Here is a 20,507-nt window from a genome sequence, read left to right as displayed (position 1 = left end):
AGCCGTGACCGAAGGTTCCGTTTTGCTGATCGTCGTGGTGCTGTTGGTGTTGCTCGTGGTCGTGTCGCTGGTCAAGGCGGTGCAGATCATCCCGCAGGCCACGGCCGCCGTGATCGAACGGCTGGGCCGGTACAAGGGCACCGCGGAGCCGGGCCTGGCGTTCCTGGTGCCGTTCATCGACAAGGTGCGCGAGCGGATCGACCTGCGCGAGCAGGTGGTCTCGTTCCCGCCGCAGCCGGTGATCACCCAGGACAACCTGACGGTGAACATCGACACCGTCGTCTACTTCCAGGTGACCGACCCGAAGGCCGCCGTCTACGAGATCTCCGACTACATCACCGGCGTCGAGCAGATCACCACCACGACGCTGCGCAACGTCGTCGGCGGGATGACCCTCGAGGGCACGCTCACGTCCCGGGACCAGATCAACACCGTCCTGCGCGGCGAGCTGGACGAGGCCACCGGACGCTGGGGCATCCGGGTCGGGCGCGTCGAGATCAAGGCCATCGACCCGCCGGCGTCGATCCAGGAGTCGATGGAACGGCAGATGAAGGCCGACCGCGAGAAGCGGGCGATGATCCTCACCGCCGAGGGCCAGCGGGAGTCGGCCATCCGCAGCGCCGAGGGTCAGAAGCAGAGCCAGATCCTCACCGCGGAGGGTGCCAAGCAGGCCGCCATCATGAACGCGGAGGCCGATCGCCAGTCGCGCATCCTGCGGGCCGAGGGTGAGCGGGCGGCGCAGGCGCTGCAGTCCCAGGGCGAGGCCAAGGCCATCGAGACGGTGTTCGCGGCCATCAAGTCCGGCAAGCCGACGCCGGAGCTGCTGGCCTACCAGTACCTGCAGACGCTGCCGCAGATGGCGCAGGGTGAGGCCAACAAGGTCTGGCTCGTGCCGTCCGACTTCGGCAAGGCACTCGAGGGGTTCACCCGCATGCTGGGCGCGCCCGGCGAGGACGGCGTCTTCCGGTTCGAGCCCAGCGCCGTCGATGACGCCGTCAAGCCGAACTACGACGAGGACGCCATCCAGCACTGGTTCGAGACCAGGACCGACCCGGAGATCGCGAAGGTCGTCGCCGACGCCGAGGCGCAGGCCCGCGCGGAGGTGCCGCCGATCGGCGCGCCCATCCCCGAGACGCCGACGCCCACCTCGTCCCCGGCACCCGCGGCGCGGCCTTCCCCGGCCGGCCCCGCCCCGGAGGCGGACCGCCCCGCCCTTGCCCCGGCCCCGCCCCGCGAGGGACGTCCGCAGTCGGCCGCCCGGCCGCCGTCGCCCACGCCTGCCCCCACACCGGAGAGCTCCGCACCGACCCCGCCGCGGGGGATCCCGCAGGTCCCGGACGACCGGGGCAACGGCGGTGGCCCGCGCCCGGGCTACCCCACCCCTCCGCCGCAGCAGTAGGGCCGGCCCGGGAGCGATCGCGGCAACCCGAACGACGGCAGGACGCTGTCGTCGAAGCGGGTCATGCCGTGGATCCGGTCACCGGTGAGGGCGAGGACGTAGACACCGGTGCCGTGGCTGACGCCGTCGGATCCGCGCAGGTAGGCGCCGAACGCCGGCTGCCCGTTCGCCCGGGTGGCCACGAGGTCGAACCTGCGGCCCGCGCGGAAGATGCCGGCGCAGAAGCGGACGACGACGTCGCGGCCCTGGTACTCGAAGGGCACCGGCGGCATCGCGACGAAGGCGTCGTCGGTCAGCAGGGTCACCAGGGCGTCGACGTCGGCCGACTCCCATGCGCGGACGAACCTCGCCACGACCGCGTCCTCGGTGGGTGAACCGGGGCCGGGAGGCGGGCCGGCGACCGGTGCGAGCCTGCGGTCCAGGCCTGCGCGGGCCCGCTTGAGGGCGCTGTTGACCGAGTCGAGGGTCGAGTCCAGCATCCCGGCGACCTCGGCGGCCCGGAACCCGAGGACGTCGCGCAGGACGAGCACGGCGAGCTGCCGGGGCGGCAGGAGCTGCAGGGCGGTCACGAAGGCCAGGGAGATCGATTCGGTCTGCTCGTAGCGGGCCTCCGGGCCTCCGAGATGGACGTCGGGGTACGGCTCGAGCCAGGCGACCTCGCCGAGCCGGGTCGGCTCGGGCGGTACGACGTCGGGCACGTCCCACTCCACGGCCGGGCGGCGGCTCGCGGCCCGACGCGCGTTGAGGCAGCGGTTGGTGGCGATCCGGTAGAGCCAGGTGCGGACCGATGCGCGTTCCTGGAACCCGTCGAGGCCCTGCCACGCCGCCAGCAGCGTCTCCTGGAGCGCGTCCTCGGCGTCCTGGAACGACCCCAGCATCCGGTAGCAGTGCACCAGCAGCTCCCTGTGGTGCGGTTCGGTCAGCTCCCGGAACGCGGCGCCGTCCCCGGCCCGCGCCCGCGTCGGATCCCCGGTCGCCACCCTCGCGTCACCTCTTCCCGCACCACGTGACGGTTCCATCGTGTACGGACACCGGCCGATGGACGAACTGGGCGGTCGGGGACCGCCCACTTTCCCGGCGTCGCGGTTTCTCCATCGGTGGCACCGCGATCGAAGGAGAAGTGACATGGGAAAGATCGTTGTCAGCGAGAACGTCTCGCTCGACGGGGTCATCCAGGACCCGAGGGGCGACGAGGGCACCGGCCGTGGCGACTGGTTCACCTGGATCGGCGGCCGGGACCGCGCCGAGTGGGCCGACGTGCTGCTGGCCGAGATGCGGGGCGCCGAGGCGGTGCTGCTGGGTCGACGGAGCTACGAGTTCTTCGCCGCGCGGTACCCGTCCCGCACCGGGCAGCTGGCGGACCGGTTCAACGAGCTCCCCAAGTACGTCGTGTCCACCACCCTCGACGACGCGGCCGCCTGGAGCAACTGCAAGGTCCTGAAGGGCGACGCGGTGAGCGAGGTCTCGGCGCTGCGCGGGAGCGTGAACGGGGAGATCGTCGTCTACGCCAGCGGCGGCCTCGTGCCGACGCTGATCGAGCACGACCTCGTCGACGAGGTGCGGCTGATGACCTACCCGTTCGTGGTCGGGGCGGGCGAGCGCCTGTTCGGCGCGACCGGCGCCGTGAAGCCGATGCGCCTGATCGGCACCCGCGTCGTCGGAGAGAACATCGCCCTCCTCGCGTACGAGCCCGTCGGCGCGGCCGGACGGGCGGGCAGGGTCAGCGCGGGCTGAACCCGTAGGGCAGCTCGAGGCGGTGGCGGCGCAGCAGATCGGCGTCGCGGAGGAGGTCCCGCGTCGGGCCGTCGGCCACCACGACGCCGTCGTCCAGCACCACGCTGCGCGGGCACAGCTGAAGGGCGTAGGGCAGGTCGTGGGTGACCATGAGCATCGTCGGCTCCAGCCCGAGCAGCACCTCGGCCAGCTCGCGCCGGGCCACCGGGTCCAGGTTGGTGGACGGCTCGTCCAGCACGAGGATCTCCGGCTCGCACGCCAGCACGGTGGCCAGCGCCACCCGCCTGCGCTGCCCACCGGACAGGTGCAGCGGCGAGCGGTCGCGGTGCTCGCGCATCCCGACGGCGTCGAGCGCGGTGTCGACCCTCACGTCGAGGTCGGCGCCGCCCACCCCGAAGTTCGCCGGGCCGAACGCGACGTCCTCGCCGACGGTCGGCAGGAACAGCTGGTCGTCCGGGTCCTGGAAGACGATGCCGACGCGCCTGCGGATCTCGCGCAGGTGCTGCTTCTCCACCGGGAGCCCGGCCACGGCCACCGAACCGCGGCCGGGGGCGAGGATGCCGTTGAGGTGCAGCACCAGCGTGGTCTTGCCGGCGCCGTTCGGGCCGAGCAGGGCCACCCGTTCGCCCCTGCGGACCGTCAGGTCGACGCCGTACAGGGCCTGGTGCCCGTCCGGGTAGGCGAAGGCGAGCCCCCGCACCTCGAGCGACGGCGGGGGACCGGGTTCCGCGGCGTCGACGGGCCGGCCGGCGGTGTTGGTGTCGGCGGTGCTCACGTCAGCAGCCACCCCGTGGTCGCCAGGACGAGCGCGACGGGGACGGGGGAGAGCCCGGCGAGCCACTGCCGCCGGCTCGTGCGGTGCTGCGACAGGTGCGGCATCCGCCCGGTCCAGCCGCGCGACAGCATCGCGAGGTGCACCCGCTCGCCCCGCTCGTACGAGCGGACGAAGAGCGACCCGACGCCACGGGCCGTAGCACCGGCCTGCCAGAGGAACCGGGGGTCGTGCCCGCGGGAGATGCGGGCGAGCCGCATCCGGCGGGCCTCGTCGACGATCACGTCGACGTAGCGCAGCATCAGCGTGGCGATCGTGACGACGATGGCGGGCGCGTGCAGCCGTTGCAGCCCGAGGAGCAGGTCGCGCAACGGGGTGGTGGCGGCGAGCGTGAGCGAGGTGAGCACGCCGAGGGTGCCCTTCACGAGGATGTTCCACGCGCCCAGCAGCCCGGGCTCCGACAGCGTGAGGCCGAGCTGCCCGATCTGGGGCCACTCGACGTACGGCGCGCCGCCCGTGATCGGCAGCAGCACCGCGAGCACGACGAACGGCGCCTCGATGAGCGCGCGGCGCGCGATCCAGCCCGGTGGGATCCGTGCGACCGCCCAGACGGTGGCGAGCAGCAGCAGGTAGCCGCCGAACGCCGGGAACGCCTCCCGCGGGGTGGCCACCACGCACAGCACGACCGCGATGGCCGCGACGATCTTCACCTCGGCCGGGAGCCGGTGGATCGGTGAGCTCCCCGGAAGGTACAGCGGGTGCGCGTGCCCCGCGCCCACTCAGCGTTCCCCGGTGCCGGAGCGGCGGCGCAGCAGCCAGAACAGCCCGCCCGCGAGCACCAGCGTGACCAGGACGCCGATCACACCGGCCAGCCCGACCGAGCCCTCGGCGCCCCCGACGGCGTAGTCGGCCAGCGGGCTGCCGGCCACGGCGCTGTCGGTGGCGTGCTGCGCGATGCACGTGCCCTGGAGTTGCTCGCCCGCGTCGGTCTCGACGACGTCGCAGCCCGACCGGGTGACGGAGTCGAGGCCGTCGGGGTCGGAGCTCGCGAAATAGGACAGCCCGCCCGCCACCAGCAGCGCGACCACGAGGAAGCCGAGGAAGAACCCCGCCGCCTTCCGGTTACCGGCCGGGGCGTTCATGCCGGCTCCCCGGCGCCGCGGACCTCGAGCGGGGACCGGCGGCCGCGCAGCAGGTATATGAGGTCGGGGCGCACGGCGGCCACGGCGCCGACCGTGGCGGCCGTGATGATCCCCTCGCCGACGCCGATCAGCGCGTGCAGGCCGATCATGAGCGCGGCGACGGTGCCCAGCGACGCCCCGCCCGCCCCGCCGATCGCGTACTCCAGCACGAAGGCGAGGGACGCGACGACCGTGTTGACGAACGCGGCGACGAACGCGGTGGTGACCAGCCCGGCGCGGCTGCGGCGGGCGATCGGGCGCATCGCGGTGGCCACCACGTGGCCGACGAGCACACCGACCAGCGCCATGTTGACGATGTTGGTGCCGAGCGTCGAGAGGCCGCCGTCGGCGAAGAGGAGCGCCTGCACGACGAGCACGATGGCGATGCAGATCGACCCGACCCACGGGCCGACCAGGATCGCCACCATCGCTCCGCCGAGCAGGTGGCCGCTGGCGCCGGGCAGGATCGGAAAGTTGATCATCTGGACGGCGAAGACGAACGCGGTGACGAGGCCGGCCATGGGGGCCGTGCGATCGTCGAGGTCGGCCCGGGCCCGCTGCACCGCGATCGCCAGGCCGACGATCGCGACGAGCCCGAACCCCACCGCGGTGGGGGCGTTGACGAGCCCGTCGCTCATGTGCATGGCCAGGGGTGCCTGGGAGACCATGCGACCTCCTTCGCGCAGCTGTGCGCACCCGGTTCGGGTGACCGACCCAGGCTAGACGCAGACGCGGGAAAGCGGCAGTCGCAAATGATGTGCGACAGGCAACTCGCGCCTGGTGCTGCAGCGGTAGGTCGTGATCGTGTTGCTGGTCGGCGCCGGTAGTGGCCGGCTCGGCCACTGTGTCGGTGTCGGGTCGCCGGCCCAACTGCGCGGCAGCTCATCCGAGCGGCCCTGATCGGCTGGACGGGGCCCGCACACACGGCCTTGGGGCCGATGCCCGTCGATCCGCGGGGCAAGATCCGAAGTATCGGTTGCCCATGGCTGTCCACACGACCATGAGCACCCGATACCTCGGATCTTGACGGGGAAGATCGCAGGTATCGGTTGTCCATGGCTGTGGCCGCAGCCATGGCCAACCGATACCGCGGATCATGAACGTGACCGGCGCCCGGCGGTCAGGGCTGCCTCGCCACGGGATCGGCTGCCGGTGGGCGCGCCGTACCCGGCTCGTAGCCCGACCCACCCCGTCGACCCGGCCCTGGGCGCGGCCACTCCCGTCCGGACCCGACCTCACCCGGCGCGGTGATCCGGTTGGCGCCACCACCGTCCCCCCGGGGTCACCGGGGCAGCCGTCCCCGACCTGCCGGCACGCCAGTCCCGACGAGACCGCCGCTGCTGGCGGCTACTCGACCTGCGGTGGTCCCGCCGGCCCACCCTGCACTCCCCAGACACCCGGGCATCCTCCAGGAACAACCCCGAGGTCGACACCCAGCGGGCCGTGATCGGCGGGATCGGGACATCACGCTCACACATGCACGCCAGGTCCCGTATCCGCTGATCAACCCCATTTTCGGGTCACTCCAGGCCGCCCGTCGGCCGGCACGGCACTTCGCGCCGACAGCACCGGGCCACCACCGGCCGGCCCGACACCCGGAACGTGACCCCGAACGGCGCCCACCGGCCACGCTGCGCCGGGCACCATCACGCGCTACGCGGCCTTTCCGCGGCCGGTGACCTTCGAAAGGGTGTAGAGCGCGCGCCGGCGCGCCCGCCCCGCCGGGGCGAGCATGCGACCGACGGCGAGGTCGATGCCGCGTACCTGGAAGTACGGCGAATCGCCGATCTCCTCGATCAGCATGCGTTGCTGCGCGTAGAGGTCCTCGTCGCTGTGCGAGGAGATGCTGTCGCTCGCGATGCGGAACGCCGCGAGCGTCTCGGGAAGGCCGAGGAAGTCGCCCAGCTGCAGCAACCGCAGCCACAGGTCGATGTCCATGACGTTGGGGCGGTCGGTCTTCCAGCCGCCGACGGTGAAGAAGTCGTCGCGCCGGAACAGGACGTTGTTGGACTCGCCGATCGGGTTGGCGCCGCTGCGCACCACGCGGCGGGCCACCTCCACGCCGGTGTGGACGCCGATCAGGCCCTTCAGGCCGCGCCGCGGCACGATCACCCGGCTCTGCTCGTCGATCATGTGCCGGCGCGCGGCGACGACCGCGAGTCCGGGATCGGAGTCCATCGGCGCGACCTGCAGCTCCAGGCAGCGGGGGTGGAGCAGGTCGTCGGCGCAGACGACCTTGATCAGCGGCCCCCGGGCGAGCTCGACGATCCGGTTCCAGTTGTCGGCCTGCGGCAGCGTCTCCCGGTTGCGTTCGATCCGGATGCGCGGGTCCCCGAAGGAGCGGGCGATCTGGCCGCTCTGGTCGGTGCTGCCGTTGTCGAGCACGACGAGCTCGAAATCCCGGTAGCTCTGGTCGAGGACGCTGCGCAACGTCTCGCCGAGGAATGGCTCGCCGTTGTAGACCGGCAGGCAGACCGAGACGCTGGGAACCGACAGCACGGCTCGACGGTACCGCTCCCGCCTGCGGGGTCCCGGCGGCCTCCCTCACGGTTCGCGCGGACGAGGTACCCGAGGAGGCGCGGAGGCGATCTCATCCGTAGAGTGCGCCCGCAGCACCAGAACCGCCCCGGCCGAGCAGTAGCGGAGAGTCGCCGAAAGCAGGGCTCCCCGTCGCAGATGCGTGACGTAACGCGACGGGGGCTCGTGGAGATAAGGCCAGTGATGACGAACGTCTCCGGCGGTGGCTACGGGCAACGATCTGACGGGCGCGAGCACGCCGCTGACGCGGTGGGGGGGAGAAAGGTGATGCAGCGGAACGGCAACCCGCGGGTCTCCGTGGTGGTGCCGACCCGGAACGAGGCGAGGAACCTGGAGGTCGTGCTGCCGGCGATCGCGGCGGTGCGGCCGGCGGTGCACGAGATCATCATCGTTGACGGGAACTCCGTCGACGGGACGATCGAGACCGCTCAGCGGGTCCTGCCCTGGGTCAAGGTCATTTCGCAGACGCGCAAGGGTAAGGGCAACGCGATGGCGTGCGGCTTCGCGGCCGCAACAGGGGACGTCATCGTCATGTTCGACGCCGACGGGTCGGCCGATCCCGCCGAGATCCCGGCGTTCGTCCGGGCGCTGATCAACGGGGCGGACTTCGCGAAGGGGAGCCGGTTCGTCCGCGGTGGGGGCAGCGACGACATCACCCTCCTGCGCAAGTCGGGCAATGCGGGTCTCAACGGCGTGGCCAACGCGCTGTTCGGCACCGCGTACACCGACCTCTGCTACGGCTACAACGCCTTCTGGGCCGACATCCTCGCCGTGCTCGACCTGCCGCCGATCGACACGCCCGCACCGGCCGACGGCACCATGCTCTGGGGTGACGGGTTCGAGATCGAGACGGTGCTCAACTGCCGGGTCGCCGCCGCCGGCCTGAAGATCACCGAAGTGCCGTCGATGGAGCGTGAGCGGATCTTCGGCCAGACCAACCTCCGCACGTTCGCCGACGGCACCCGCGTGCTGCGCACCCTCGCCGCCGAGCGGCGGCGGGCGTCGCGCGGGCGGGCCGAGCGGGTGCAGGTCGAGGAGGAGGCTCGCGCGCTCACGCCGGTCGGGGGCATCCCGGTGGTGCCGCCCGCACCGCAGCCGGTGACCCCCACTCCGCCCGCCGGCTCCACGCCGCCGGTGAACGGTGCGCGCGGCGCACAGGTCAACGGCCAGACCTCCGGCGACGCGAACGTGCAGGCCGAGCCCGTGGAGCGGCGCCCGCTGCCGCAGGCCCGGGTCGAGAGCCAGCCTCGGGTCGAGGGTCCCGTGCGTGACACGCGCGACGGGGTGAGCCTGCGCCTCGCCCTCGAGGAGGAGGCCTCCTGATCAGGGGCTGCCCGCCGGGGGCGCCGGGCTTCTTCTCAGGGTCACCCGACTAGACTTGCCGGTCGGTCGGGTGCTCCCGCGCCTCCGGTGGAGCACGTGCGGTTGCGCCGCGCCGGGAGGGGCCGTGGCGAGGTGACGAACGGAGCAAGACGGTGACCATGCCAGCCTCGAACGCGGTGCTGACGCGCGCGCGTGTCGCACGGCGCTACGTGGCTCTGGTCCTCGTCATCTTCGGCGTCACCGCGTGCGTCTTCAACGCGCTAGGCACCGTCGGCGGCGTCCTCGGCGACATCAGGTTCGTCGTCACCATCGCGTTCCTGGTCCTGGGCCCTGGCTGGGCCGCCGCGGGCTTCCTGCGGCGGGCCCCGGCCGCGCACGTGTGGCTGCTCACCGTCGGCGTCGGCGTGGCCGTCACGCTGCTGATCGGCCAGATCATGGTCAACGCGGCGTTCTGGCGGCCCGATCTGGCGCTGTACGCGATCACGGCCGCCAGCGTTCCGTTCCTGCTCCGACACGCGGTGGTGGCCCAGTGACGAGGGACATGACGAGAACGGCCGCGGCCGGGCCGCTGCGGGTCGCGGTGTCGTGAGCCGTCGGCACCCGACACCGAGCGCCCCGACATCGAGCTCAGCGGGGAACGTCGTCCTGGAGGTGGCGGTCGTACGACCCGACCACTTCGGTCGTACCCACCCCGACCCCCGGGCGGACCCGCCCACCGTCGTCCTCGATGCGTCCCGTGCGCGTACCGAGGAGCTCCAGCTGGTCGTCGCGGAGTCCCCGGAGACCCAGCGCATACCGGTGATGCCGGCGGACGGGCCGGCCGAACCCGAGACCGACACCCACAGCGGCGACACCCACGACGACGACACCTACGACGACGTCGACACCGTCGACATCCCGGTCGTCGGGCCCGCGAGCCCGGTGTCCGGCAGCCACGCCCTGGCCCTGAGCGCCCTGCTCGGATCGGCCGGGGGCCTGGTCGGCTGGCTCGTGGCGGCGCACCTCGTGCCGGTGGCGGTCCTCGGCGACGCGCAGCTCGTGGTGTCGGTGTTCCTCCTCGTCGCCACGCTCGCCCCGGTGGCGATCCGGCCGATGCGCCGGCAGCGGCCCGCGCGCGTCGCCTGGATGGCGCCGCTGCTGGTCGTGCCGCCGGCCGCGCTGGTCGGCCTGGGATGCGGCCTGGTGGTGCCGCGGATCGCCGCCGCCGGCACCGGGCCGGGTGCCGTGCCGGTTCCCGGGCTGGTGGTCGTGGCGATCGGATGCGTGGGCGGGGGGATCGTCGCCGCGCACGACGTCGTGCTCGCCGCGGCCGGGAGGCCGCGTTGGGTGATCTGGCGCAGCGCGCTCCTCGCGGCGGTGCAGATCGGCGCGCTCGTCGCCCTCTGCGCGGTGGCCGGGTTCGGCGCCTTCGGGGTGGTGCTGTCCTGGCTCGGCCCGATCGCCGTCGCGGCCGTGCTCGGGCTCGCCGCCGTCCCGGTGCTGGTCCGCCGGTCGGGCGCGGACGGACCCCTCGTCGCGCCCGCCGCGATCTCACTGGTCGGCACCGCCCTGCTCTACCAGCTGGTCCCGATGGTGGTCACCGTGCGGTTCGGGCCCGAGACCGGTGCGGCGTTCTTCGTCGCATGGCAGGTCTTCGTGCTCGTCGACCTCGGAGCGGCGTACACCGTGCACGCCCTCTCCGGGGCCGTGGCCCGCGAACCGGGACGCACCGCCGAACTGGTCGCGCGGGCCCGCAGGCGGTTGCTCGTCGTGTTCCTTCCGCTGATCGCGTTCGGCGCCGCGCTCGCCGGCCCGCTCCTGGCCGCGTTCGGCCCGGCCTACGCCGAGGCAGGCGACCTGCTCAGGCTCATGCTGCTCGGACTGGCGTTCCGGCTCGTCGTCACGCACGAGCTCGGCGTGCGGCAGGCCCTCGACGGCGGGGTGAGCTTCGACCGGCTCCAGCTGTTCAGCGCCGTGCTCGTGCTGGCCGTCGCGATCGCCCTGCCCGGCACCGCCGGAGGCGTCGCCGAGCTGCGGCTCGCGGCGATCGGCTACATCATCGTCCAGGTGGCCTGCGCGGCCGCTGTGCTCGTCATCCCGGCGGCGCGCCGGACCGACGTGGAGGTGCGTGCACCGTGACATCGACCGACCGTGGTGGCGGGGCTCCCGGCCGCGGCCGCACGCCTCCGGCTCCGCCGGGCCGGCGCCCCCCGCCACCCGGGCCCCGGACCGACAGCACACCAGGCCCCCGGCCGCAGGCACACCCCGAGCCACGCCCGGACGGGCCGCGCCCCGCGCAATCCGCCCAGCCCGGCCGGCCCACGCCGGGTCCTCAGGAAGGACGGCGCCCGGGGCCGAACCCCGGACCGAATCCGGGGCCGGCGGCCGCACGCCCGTCCGGTCCGCCCGCACGGCCGGCACCGCGACCGTCGGCTCCCCGCCCGAGCCGCCCCGCGAACCCTTCGCCCGCCGCCGTCCCGGCGGCCGCCAACGACCCGCGCACCACCGCGTTGCCCGTGCAACGGCAACAGCCGCCCGCCCCGCCGCCCGCGCCGCCGTCGATCGGCATCTACCGGTGGCTCTCGCCGGCCCTGGCGCTCGCGGCGGTGGCCCTGCTGCCGATCGCCGCGGCCACCACCGACCTCTCCTCGCTCGACGGGTGGGGCCTGGCCAAGGTCCTCGGCCCGGCGGCGTGGGCGTCGATGCTGTGCGCCGTCGCGGCCTGCGCCAGCGAGCTGTGGTCGCCGCGGCCGCGGATCCCGATGCTCGGCACCGCCACCGCCGTGCTGATCCTCTGCTCGTACGGCATACCGTCGGTCGTCGAACCGGCCGCCCGGTTCTCCACGGCGTGGCTGATCTCCGGGTTCGTCGACGCGATGGCCGGCGACGGACGGGTCGTCGAGGGCTACGACGCCCGCTTCTACTGGCCCGCGTTCTTCGCGCAGTGGGCGTGGTTCCGCGACGCCGCCGGTGCTACCCAGCTGGACGAGGTGCTGCGCTGGTTCCCGCCCGTCATCGTCGGTGTCTGGGCGATCGGGATCTACGCGCTCGCCCGCTCCATGCTCGGGGGCCACCGCGCCCCGTGGGCCGCGGCGTGGCTGTTCCTCGGCCTGAACTGGATCGAGCAGGACTACTTCTCCCCGCAGGCCACCGCCATCGTGCTGATGCTGACGCCGCTGGTGTTCGCGCTGGGCCCGCTGGCCACCCGCCGCACCGACGCCGCGGGCGTGCCCGGCTGGCCGAAGCCGCACCCCGACGCGAAGCGGTTGGCGCTGCCACGGCGCTGGCTCGTGGCCGCCCTGACCCCACCGAACCGGCCGACGCTGCCCCCACGACAACTGCTGCTGATCTACTTCTGCGCCGCGCTGTGCATCATCGCGGTGGCGCCGGAGCACCAGCTCACCCCGTTCGCGATCATCGGTCAGCTGGCGGTGCTCGCGATCGTCGGCCGGTTCCGCGGCCGCGGCCTCGTGCTGATCGGGATCATGGCTGTGGTCGTGTACATCCTCATCGCGGGCCGCGACTTCTGGCTCAACCAGCTCGACATGATCATCGGGTCGGGCAACGCGGGGGACGCGCTCGAGGCGGGGGTCGCGGACCGGCTGGCCGGCGACATGGGGCAGAAGGTCGTCAAGGTGCTGCGCATCCTCGTCCCGGGTCTCACCTGGCTGCTCGCGATCGTCGGCGCCTGGGTGTACTGGCGGCGCAGGCGCGACCTCACCCCGATCGCACTGGCCGCGGTGCCCATGGCCTTCGCCGCGCAGGGCTACGGCAGCGAGGTGTTCCTGCGCATCGTGCTGTTCGGCCTGCCGATCCTCTCGATCCTCGGCGCCGACGCGCTGCGCTGGGTCGCGCGCAAGAAGCGCGGCATGGAGAAGGTGCTCGCCGTCGGCATGGCGGCGCTGTTCGGCTCGCTCATCCTGATCCGGGGCGGCAACGAGTCGTACATGGTCGTCTACCCGGAGGAGGTGGCGATGGCACGCGAGGTGTACGCCACCACGCCGCCAGGGCTCGAGGTGGTGCCGCTGATCAGCGGCGTCGGTCCCTACGCCGTCGACGGCATCGACACCCACAGCCGCGGCAACTCGATCGAGGGCTGCTCGGACCTGGCCGACGACCCGGTCCTCTGCGTCGACAAGCAGGATCCGGACGTGATCGTCTCGTTCGAGTCCACGGAGGCGTACGGGCGCGACCTCAAGCTCATGCCGCCGGGGTGGTCGCTCGACGCCGTGCAGCAGATCGTCGCGACCGGTGAGTACGTGATCACCTACCAGAACGGCTTCGACGTCGTGCTCCGCAAGGTCGAGCCGGGAGGTACGCCGTGATCGACCCCCGGCTGGACCTCCTCGTCTGGGGCGCCGTGCTGCTCCTGCTCGTCCTGATGGGCATGCGGGCGTGGGCGGTGGAGACCACGGCGGCGCGGCACTACCGCAAGTCGGCGCGGGTACGGCTGCTGAACGGGGCCACCGCCCTCGCCCTCGTCGGGCTGGTCGGGCTCATGGCGATGCAGGGCGGCGTCCTGCTCGTCCAGGCCATCGTCACCCGGACCGACCCCGAGACGTTCGTGACCGTGATCGGCGACGACAGCAACGCGGACCAGGCCGTGGCCGACCCGGACGACCAGCCCGACCAGCCCGGGGCTCCCGCCGACCCGAACGCGCCCGCCGGGCCGGGTGGGGCCGCGCCGGACAACCCGGGGCCGGACAACCTGGGACCGGGTGCGCCGCCGGCACAGGGGGGACCGGCAGGCGCAGCGCCCGCCGGTCCCTGAGATGCAGCCCCCTGAGAAGTCGCCTCAGCCCCCGAAGCCGATGGCCACGTACTTGGTCTCGAGGAACTCGTCGATGCCGACGGAGCCACCCTCGCGGCCGAGACCGGACTCCTTGATGCCGCCGAACGGGGCGGCCGGGTTCGACACGAGCCCGGTGTTGAGCCCGATCATCCCGGCCTCCAACCGCTCCGACACGCGCAGTGCCCGCGTCACGTTCTCCGTGTACAGGTAGCTGACCAGGCCGTACTCGGTGTCGTTCGCGGCGGCGAGCGCCTCGTCCTCGTCGTCGAACACGCTGATCGCGGCGACCGGGCCGAAGATCTCCTCGGAGGTCAGGCGTGCTTCGAGGGGCACGCCGGACAGCACGGTGGGGCGGTAGAAGTACCCGGGGCCGTCACCGGTCTCGCCGCCGACGTGCACCCGGGCGCCGCGGCCGACCGCGTCGCGCACGAGCTCGACGACCTTGTCCCGGCCCTTCGCGTCGACGAGCGGGCCCACCTGCACGCCGTCCTCGGTGCCGCGGCCCACGACGAGCCCACCCATCCGCTCGGTGAGGCGGCGGGCGAACTCCTCGGCCACGCCGCGCTGCACGAGGAAGCGGTTGGCCGCCGTGCACGCCTCGCCCATGTTGCGCATCTTGGCGAGCATCGCGCCCTCGACGGCATTGTCGAGGTCGGCGTCGTCGAAGACGAGGAACGGGGCGTTGCCACCGAGCTCCATCGACGTGCGCAGCACCTTCTCCGAGCACTGCTCCAGGAGCTTCTTCCCGACGGCAGTCGACCCGGTGAACGACAGCTTGCGCGCCCGGCCGTCGCGGATCAGGGGCTCCATGACACCGCCCGCGTCGGAGGTGGTGACGAGGTTCAGGACACCGGCGGGCAGGCCGGCCTCGGCGAGGATCGCGGCGAGCGCGTGCATCGAGAGCGGGGTCTGCTGCGCGGGCTTCATCACCATCGTGCAGCCGGCCGCGATCGCGGGACCGATCTTGCGGGTGCCCATCGCCATGGGGAAGTTCCAGGGAGTGATGAGCACGCACACCCCGACCGGCTGCTTCTGCACGAGGAAGCGGCTCGCGCCGTTCGGCGCCACCGCGTAGCCGCCGTCGATGCGCACCGCCTCCTCCGCGAACCAGCGGAAGAACTCGGCGGCGTAGGTGATCTCGCCGCGGCTCTCGGCGAGCGGCTTGCCCATCTCGAGGGTCATCAGCAGCGCGAGGTCGTCGATGCGCTCCATGAGCAGTTCGTAGGCCCGGCGCAGGATCTCCCCGCGGTCCCGCGGCGGAATGGCGGCGAACGACGGCTGTGCCGCCGCGGCCGCCGCGAGCGCCTCCATGCCGTCCTCGGGCCCGGCATCGGCCACCTCGCACAGCGCCTTGCCCGTGGCCGGGTCGTCGACGGCGAGGGTGCGCCCGGATGCGGCCGGGCGCCACGTCCCTCCGATGAACAGGCCGGTGGGAACGGCGTCGACCACCCGGGCCTCGTCGCTGGAGCTGCTGGTGGTGGCGTTCGTCATGGCCGCGATGCTGCCACCCCTGACCTGGCGGCGCAGCCATCGTCCCCGTGTGGGGCGTGCCACTCGGTGCCCGTCCGCGTGATGACAGAGGATGGGCCGGTGACTGCGACGCTGCACCGCCTGCCCGACCTCGTGCCACCGCCCACCGAGCTGCCGCCCAGCACGGCGGCCCTGCGCGCCGAGGTCCGGGCGTTCCTCGCGGAGGAACGGGCGGCCGGGCGGTGGACACCGCGTCCGGACGTGTGGCTCTCCGGCTGGGACGAGCGCTTCTCCCGGGAGCTGGGCCGCCGCGGCTGGCTGGGCATGACGATCCCGAAGGAGTACGGCGGGCAGGGCGGGTCGGCGCTGGACCGCTACGTCGTCACCGAGGAGCTGCTCGCGGCGGGCGCGCCGGTGGCCGCGCACTGGATCGCCGACCGGCAGATCGGCCCCACGCTCCTGCGGTTCGGCACCGAGGAGCAGCGGCAGCGGTTCCTGCCGGGGATCGCCAAGGGCGAGGTGTACTTCGGCATCGGGATGAGCGAGCCCGACGCCGGCTCGGACCTCGCCGCCGTGCGCACCCGGGCCACCCGCGTGGACGGCGGGTGGGAGCTCACCGGCACGAAGGTGTGGACGTCGGGTGCGCACCACGCGCACGCGTTCTTCGCCCTCGCCCGCTCGGAGCCGCGCGACGAGCAGCACCGCCATGCCGGGCTCTCGCAGTTCGTCGTGCTGCTCGACTCGCCCGGCGTGCAGATCCGCCCGATCCCGCTGCTCACCGGCGCCCACCACTTCAACGAGGTCGTCTTCGACGGGGTCTTCATCCCGGACGGCATGGTGCTCGGCGAGGTCGGCGCCGGGTGGAAGCAGGTCACCAGCGAGCTGGCGTTCGAGCGCAGCGGGCCCGAACGGTTCTTGTCGACGTTCCCCCTGCTCGTGGCGCTGGTCGGCGAGCTGGCCGGGTCGTCGGGCGCGGAGCGGGAGATCGGCGGGCTGGCGGCGCGGCTGTGGACGCTGCGTCGGATGTCGCTCGCCGTGGCGGGCTCGCTGGAGTCGGGGCAGGCGCCCGAGCTGGCCGCCGCCGTGGTGAAGGAGCTCGGCACGCGGTACGAGAACGAGGTGATCGACGTGGCGCGGCTCCTGGTCGCCATCCCACCGGACCCGGGCGCGGAGTCCGGGTTCGCGCGCCTGCTCGCCGACGCGGTGCTGCACGCGCCCGGGTTCACGTTGCGCGGCGGCACGAACGAGGTGCTGCGCGGGATCGTCGCGAGGGGGCTGGGGCTGCGATGACCACGTCGATCAACGCGGAACTGCAGGAGCTCGCGGAGTCGATCTTCGCGGATGCGGCGTCGAGCGACACGGGGTTCGACGCCGCGCTCTGGCGCACGCTGGAGGAGACCGGGCTGGCCCGGTTGACGCTGCCTGCCGATGCCGGCGGCAGCGAGGGCACCCTCGAGGACGCCGCCGTGGTGCTCGCGGAGGCCGGGGCGCACGCCGCCCGGGTGCCTCTGGTGGAGACCGATCTGCTCGGCGGGTGGCTGCTGCACGCCGCGGGTGTGCCGCTGCCGGACGGGCCGCTCACCGCGACCGCGGGGGCGCTGCAGGTGGACGGCACGACGGTGCGCGGCGAGCTGCGCCGGGTGCCGTGGGCGCGGGCCGCCGCCGGCGTCGTCGTGCTGACGGGCTCCCACGTGGTGCTGCTGGATCCGGGCACGGTCGAGATCGCCGAGGGCGTCAACCTGGCCGAGGAGCCGCGCGACACGGTCACGGTCGACGGGCTCGCCGCCGTCGTCGCCGCGCCGGAGGGCGTGGCCGCCGAGCTGCGCCTGCGCGCCGCGCTGGGCCGTGCGCAGCTGCTCGCCGGCGCCGCGCGCGGGGCGCTGGCCGCCACCGTCCGCTACGCGGGCGAGCGCGTGCAGTTCGGCCGTCCGATCGGCCGGTTCCAGGCGGTGCAGCAGCAGCTGGCCCTCGCGGCGGGCGAGGTGGCCGCGGCGTCGGCCGCCGCCTCCGCCGCGGCCCGGGCCGCCGGCGCGGGCTTCGCGGCGCCGTCCACCCGGTTCGCCGTCGCGTCGGCGAAGTCCCGCACCGGGGAGGCGGCGGGTGCGGTCGCGCGGATCGCCCACCAGGTGCACGGCGCGATCGGCTTCACCCGCGAGCACGACCTGCGCCTGTGGACCACCCGGCTGTGGGCCTGGCGGGAGGAGGACGGCTCCGACGCGGAGTGGAACGCCGACCTCGGCGCCACCGTCCTCGCGGCCGGCCCGTCCGGTCTCTGGCCACTGATCACGGGCTCGTAGCGCCCGATACTTCGCACACCCGGGACCGGCTTCGCACAAGGCCGGCCTTGTGCGAAGTCACCGCTGGGTGTGCGAAGTGGGGTGTCAGGCGCCGTCTTCGTCGCCGCGGGCGTGCCGCCCGTGCCGGACCCCGCGCTGGAAGGTGGAGAGCCGCCCGCGGACGGCCTCCGGGTCGCGCCCGGAGATCGACGGTGGCGGTTCGCCGGGCATCGCGCTCCCGGGCATGAGCCGCCCGCGGGGCACCCGCTTCGGCAGGCCGGCGTGCGTGTAGCCGCCGGTCTGGCTCTCGGTGGCGGCGCGGGCGGCCTGCCACACGGCGTCGGCCGAGGTGACGAACGCGGCTGGGTCCGGGCCGCCGGCGGCGTGGGAGCGGACCCCGACGCCCGCGGGCACCGGCTCACCGTCGTGGGGGCCGCCGGCCGTCACGTGGAACCACCCCGAGGTGACCTCCGCGAAGATCGGGGTGGCCTCGGCGTCCTCGGCGTCGGAGGCCAGCGGGTCGACCGGCCGGGGTGCCGTGGGGTCGGGCAGCGTGTGCGGTGGGACGGCCGGTTCGAACAGCCCGATCGGGTCCGGGCGCATGTCCGCGCCGGCGTCGATCGGGAGCGGTTCGGGCGCGGGCTGCTCCTGGGCAGGCGGATCCGGCTGGGCGGGCACCACCGGGAGCCGCATGGTGGTCTCGCCGCTGGTGGGGTCGTAGCGCGGGCGGGGCAGCGCGGCGCCGTCGGAGCCCGCGGCGGCGGCGGTCATCGGCTCGTTCTCGCCGTCCGGCGTAGGGCCGGCCGGGAGCACGATGCGGGACGGCCCCGGCGGTGCGGGTGCCGGGGCGAGGCGCGACCACACCACCTGGTCGGGCTCGCTGGTGCGCTCGCCGACCAGCACGGCCGGGATCGTGACCCGGGCGGTGACGCCACGCTTCGTGGAGCCGGGGGGCGCGTTGCCCGACGTGCCCATCGAGTCGGTGAACAGCCCCACCATGATGCCGTGGCGGTTGGCGAGCCTGCCGACGACGAACAGGCCCATGCGCCGGGACGCCGCCACGGAGGCCGTGGACTCGACGGGGTTGCGCAGCCGGTCGTTGAGCGTGCCGAGCTCCCCGGGCGACAGGCCGATGCCCTCGTCGAAGATCTCCACCAGGATCGAGCCGTCCCGGGCCTGGCTGCAGCTCATCACCACCTGGCTGTCGGCGGGTGAGAAGTTGGTGGCGTTGTCGAGCAGCTCGGCGAGCATGTGCTGGACGTCGTTGGCCGCGCTGCCGGCGAAGGTGGCGTCGGGCGGGTTCTGCACGACCACCCGTTGGTAGTGCTCGATCTCCGAGACCGCGGCGCGCAGCACGTCGAGCACCGGGGTGGGCTCGGCCGCCGGCCGGGGGATGTCGGCGCCGGCGAGGACGAGCAGGTTCTCGCAGTTGCGCCGCATGCGCGTGGCGAGGTGGTCGAGCCGGAACAGGTCCGACAGCTGCTCGGGGTCGACCTCGCCCTCCTCCAGCTGCTCGATGAGCACGAGCTGCCGGTCGACCAGGGCCTGGCTGCGGCGGGAGAGGTTGACGTACATGGCGTTGATGTTGTTCTGCAGCGTGGCCTGCTCGGCGGCGAGCCGGACCGCCTGCTCGTGCACCGCGTCGAACGCGCGGGCGACCTCGCCCACCTCTTCGCGCGTGGTGACCGGCACCGTGGTGATGTTGATGTTCGGCGCTGTGCCTTCGCGCATCCGCCGCACGGCCTCCGGCAGCCGGTCCTGGGCGACCGTGATGGCGCTGCGGCGCAGCGTGCGCAGCGAGGCGATCATCCCGCGCGCGACGAGGCCGACGATGACCGCGGCGAGGATGAGGGCGAGCAGCAGGACGACGGCGTTGAGCCACGCCTCGACGAGCGCGCTCTGCCGGCGCTCCGCGACCGCGTTGCGCAGCTCCGAGCGCAGCCCCTCGGCCGCCGCGTCGAGCTCGCCGAGGAACCGGCTGTAGACGTCGGCGACGGTGGCCACGCCTGCCCCTGCCGGGGGTGTGCCCGAGAGCACCGCCTGGACGAGGCCGTTGCGGGCGGTGTTGCCGGGACCCGGGATCAGCCCGGCGTACCGGACGCGTTGCGCGGCGTTCAGCGACACCCGGAAGTCGGCGAGGCCGCTCTCCAGCCGCGCGTTGCTGAACTGCAGGTCGGAGCCCAGCGTGGGGGAGAGGCCGGTGTGCACGGAGATCGCCATCTGCGCCTGCTGCAGGGTGGCCTCGTTGCGTGCGGCGCCGAGGCCGGCGAGGGCGTTGGCCAGCCCGGTGACGTCGGAGGTGTTGATGTTGCGCAGCAGCGCTGTGTCGAGCTGCACGAGCTGCTCGATGAGCTCGGAGTAGCGCGCCACGACCGCCTCGGGCGGGGCGTTGGACCGCGTGACGACCTCCCGTAGCGGGGGGAGCCGGGAGATGGCCTGGTCGGCCTGCTGCTGGACGAGGACGATCGCCGGGACGTCGTCGGCGAGCCGCGCCACGGCGTCGCGGCTCCGGGCCGCGCGCTGGTCGACGGCGTCGATCACGCCGCGCAGCGCACGCTCGTCGGTGCGGCCGTTGGCGACGAACTCCGTGGCGCGGTAGCGCTCCCGCTCCACGTCGACGACCAGCGACGTGACCATGCCCTGGGTGGCGACGAACCGCGAGACCAGGTCGCGTTCGTTCGCCTCCCTGACCTCGTCGAAGATCCGGATGGTGCCGAGCGCGACCGCGAGGACGAGCGGTACGACGAGCACGACGGAGAACTTGACCCGCACGCTCCAGTGCCGTGGCGACGGCCATGCGGACCGCCGGCGGGCGGCCGGCCGGTCGTCCGTTGTCACGTCGGTCTTCTCTCCACTCGGACGCTGGGGAGCGAGGCGGCCCGCCCATGGCCGCCCGGCACCATGATCACCTGTTGTCGCAGTGTAACCAGAGTCACCCGGGCTTGTCGGTAGTACCGGCACCACGATGCGCTGAACGGGTGGCCACCTGCTGCGCTGCGTCATGATATGGGCACCGCGGGTGGTCCGTCGCGCGGCCACGGCG

Annotated in this window: 17 protein-coding genes; 9 read left to right on the top strand and 8 right to left on the bottom strand. The window is 73.5% G+C overall.

Translation table 11 applies throughout. The features are described from left to right. The first annotated feature begins 4 nt into the window (after nt 1-4). The gene (locus ACU436_RS14850; RefSeq protein WP_459025539.1) at nt 5-1,399 is read left to right on the top strand and encodes an SPFH domain-containing protein; all 1,395 of its coding nucleotides are present in this window, start codon (nt 5-7) and stop codon (nt 1,397-1,399) included. Here the strand turns inward: ACU436_RS14850 and ACU436_RS14845 are convergent. After that, nucleotides 1,372-2,379: a sigma-70 family RNA polymerase sigma factor gene (locus ACU436_RS14845; RefSeq protein WP_459025537.1), complete on the bottom strand. Its 1,008-nt coding sequence runs from the start codon at nt 2,377-2,379 to the stop codon at nt 1,372-1,374. The genes ACU436_RS14850 and ACU436_RS14845 overlap by 28 nt on opposite strands. Before the next feature lie 145 nt (nt 2,380-2,524). Here ACU436_RS14845 and ACU436_RS14840 point away from each other — a divergent pair, with 145 nt between their 5' ends. After that, nucleotides 2,525-3,133, top strand: a complete 609-nt coding sequence (locus ACU436_RS14840) for a dihydrofolate reductase family protein (protein ID WP_459025536.1) — start codon at nt 2,525-2,527, stop codon at nt 3,131-3,133. Here the strand turns inward: ACU436_RS14840 and ACU436_RS14835 are convergent. From ACU436_RS14835 to ACU436_RS14815, 5 genes are all read right to left on the bottom strand, one after another. Beyond that, nucleotides 3,120-3,833 carry an energy-coupling factor ABC transporter ATP-binding protein gene (locus ACU436_RS14835; RefSeq protein ID WP_459025719.1) on the bottom strand — a complete coding sequence of 238 codons (714 nt, stop codon included), beginning with the start codon at nt 3,831-3,833 and terminating at the stop codon, nt 3,120-3,122. The genes ACU436_RS14840 and ACU436_RS14835 overlap by 14 nt on opposite strands. 71 nt (nt 3,834-3,904) lie before the next feature. Beyond that, nucleotides 3,905-4,684: a cobalt ECF transporter T component CbiQ gene (gene cbiQ, locus ACU436_RS14830; RefSeq protein ID WP_459025534.1), complete on the bottom strand. Its 780-nt coding sequence runs from the start codon at nt 4,682-4,684 to the stop codon at nt 3,905-3,907. Continuing rightward, the gene (locus ACU436_RS14825; protein WP_459025532.1) at nt 4,685-5,047 is read right to left on the bottom strand and encodes a PDGLE domain-containing protein; all 363 of its coding nucleotides are present in this window, start codon (nt 5,045-5,047) and stop codon (nt 4,685-4,687) included. Continuing rightward, nucleotides 5,044-5,754, bottom strand: coding sequence for an energy-coupling factor ABC transporter permease (locus ACU436_RS14820; protein WP_459025530.1), 711 nt, complete (start codon nt 5,752-5,754; stop codon nt 5,044-5,046). The genes ACU436_RS14825 and ACU436_RS14820 overlap by 4 nt, the downstream gene beginning before the upstream one ends. A gap of 985 nt (nt 5,755-6,739) precedes the next feature. Next, nucleotides 6,740-7,585 (bottom strand): glycosyltransferase family 2 protein, encoded by an 846-nt coding sequence (locus tag ACU436_RS14815; protein WP_459025528.1) that lies wholly within the window; start codon nt 7,583-7,585, stop codon nt 6,740-6,742. Nucleotides 7,586-7,891: 306 nt separating this feature from the next. Here ACU436_RS14815 and ACU436_RS14810 point away from each other — a divergent pair, with 306 nt between their 5' ends. The 5 genes from ACU436_RS14810 (at nt 7,892) to ACU436_RS14790 (ending at nt 13,697) form a co-directional block, all read left to right on the top strand. Next, complete coding sequence (locus ACU436_RS14810; RefSeq protein ID WP_459025717.1) at nt 7,892-8,947, top strand: glycosyltransferase family 2 protein; 1,056 nt, start codon at nt 7,892-7,894, stop codon at nt 8,945-8,947. A gap of 152 nt (nt 8,948-9,099) precedes the next feature. Next, the gene (locus tag ACU436_RS14805; protein ID WP_459025526.1) at nt 9,100-9,480 is read left to right on the top strand and encodes a hypothetical protein; all 381 of its coding nucleotides are present in this window, start codon (nt 9,100-9,102) and stop codon (nt 9,478-9,480) included. Nucleotides 9,481-9,598: 118 nt separating this feature from the next. Further along, the gene (locus ACU436_RS14800) at nt 9,599-11,065 is read left to right on the top strand and encodes a polysaccharide biosynthesis protein (protein WP_459025524.1); all 1,467 of its coding nucleotides are present in this window, start codon (nt 9,599-9,601) and stop codon (nt 11,063-11,065) included. A gap of 377 nt (nt 11,066-11,442) precedes the next feature. Continuing rightward, nucleotides 11,443-13,251: a hypothetical protein gene (locus tag ACU436_RS14795; RefSeq protein WP_459025522.1), complete on the top strand. Its 1,809-nt coding sequence runs from the start codon at nt 11,443-11,445 to the stop codon at nt 13,249-13,251. After that, nucleotides 13,248-13,697 (top strand): hypothetical protein, encoded by a 450-nt coding sequence (locus ACU436_RS14790; RefSeq protein WP_459025521.1) that lies wholly within the window; start codon nt 13,248-13,250, stop codon nt 13,695-13,697. Before ACU436_RS14795 ends, ACU436_RS14790 begins: the two co-directional genes overlap by 4 nt. Nucleotides 13,698-13,721: 24 nt before the next feature. On the opposite strand, the gene ACU436_RS14785 is transcribed toward ACU436_RS14790, so the two are convergent. Continuing rightward, a complete protein-coding gene (locus ACU436_RS14785) occupies nt 13,722-15,209 on the bottom strand; it encodes an NAD-dependent succinate-semialdehyde dehydrogenase (RefSeq protein WP_459025519.1) in 1,488 nt (495 codons plus the stop codon). 99 nt (nt 15,210-15,308) lie between these two features. Between ACU436_RS14785 and ACU436_RS14780 the strand changes: the two genes are divergently transcribed. Further along, nucleotides 15,309-16,478, top strand: coding sequence for an acyl-CoA dehydrogenase family protein (locus ACU436_RS14780; protein ID WP_459025517.1), 1,170 nt, complete (start codon nt 15,309-15,311; stop codon nt 16,476-16,478). Further along, the gene (locus tag ACU436_RS14775; protein WP_459025515.1) at nt 16,475-17,485 is read left to right on the top strand and encodes an acyl-CoA dehydrogenase family protein; all 1,011 of its coding nucleotides are present in this window, start codon (nt 16,475-16,477) and stop codon (nt 17,483-17,485) included. Before ACU436_RS14780 ends, ACU436_RS14775 begins: the two co-directional genes overlap by 4 nt. A gap of 84 nt (nt 17,486-17,569) precedes the next feature. Here ACU436_RS14775 and ACU436_RS14770 read toward each other — a convergent pair whose 3' ends face one another. Beyond that, the gene (locus tag ACU436_RS14770) at nt 17,570-20,302 is read right to left on the bottom strand and encodes a nitrate- and nitrite sensing domain-containing protein (protein WP_459025513.1); all 2,733 of its coding nucleotides are present in this window, start codon (nt 20,300-20,302) and stop codon (nt 17,570-17,572) included. Nucleotides 20,303-20,507: the final 205 nt, after the last annotated feature.

Source organism: Pseudonocardia wallangbongensis (assembly GCF_054486945.1).
The sequence above is the reverse complement of the archived record's forward strand: the minus strand, read 5'-3'. Positions and strand labels throughout refer to the sequence as shown.

Bases quoted from the DNA above. Each gene is read 5' to 3' on its own strand.
- ACU436_RS14810 (WP_459025717.1), top strand. From the start codon at position 7,892: ATGCAGCGGAACGGCAACCCGCGGGTCTCCGTGGTGGTGCCGACCCGG.
- ACU436_RS14775 (WP_459025515.1), top strand. From the start codon at position 16,475: ATGACCACGTCGATCAACGCGGAACTGCAGGAGCTCGCGGAGTCGATC.
- ACU436_RS14785 (WP_459025519.1), bottom strand. From the start codon at position 15,209: ATGACGAACGCCACCACCAGCAGCTCCAGCGACGAGGCCCGGGTGGTC.
- ACU436_RS14820 (WP_459025530.1), bottom strand. From the start codon at position 5,754: ATGGTCTCCCAGGCACCCCTGGCCATGCACATGAGCGACGGGCTCGTC.
- ACU436_RS14825 (WP_459025532.1), bottom strand. From the start codon at position 5,047: ATGAACGCCCCGGCCGGTAACCGGAAGGCGGCGGGGTTCTTCCTCGGC.
- ACU436_RS14840 (WP_459025536.1), top strand. From the start codon at position 2,525: ATGGGAAAGATCGTTGTCAGCGAGAACGTCTCGCTCGACGGGGTCATC.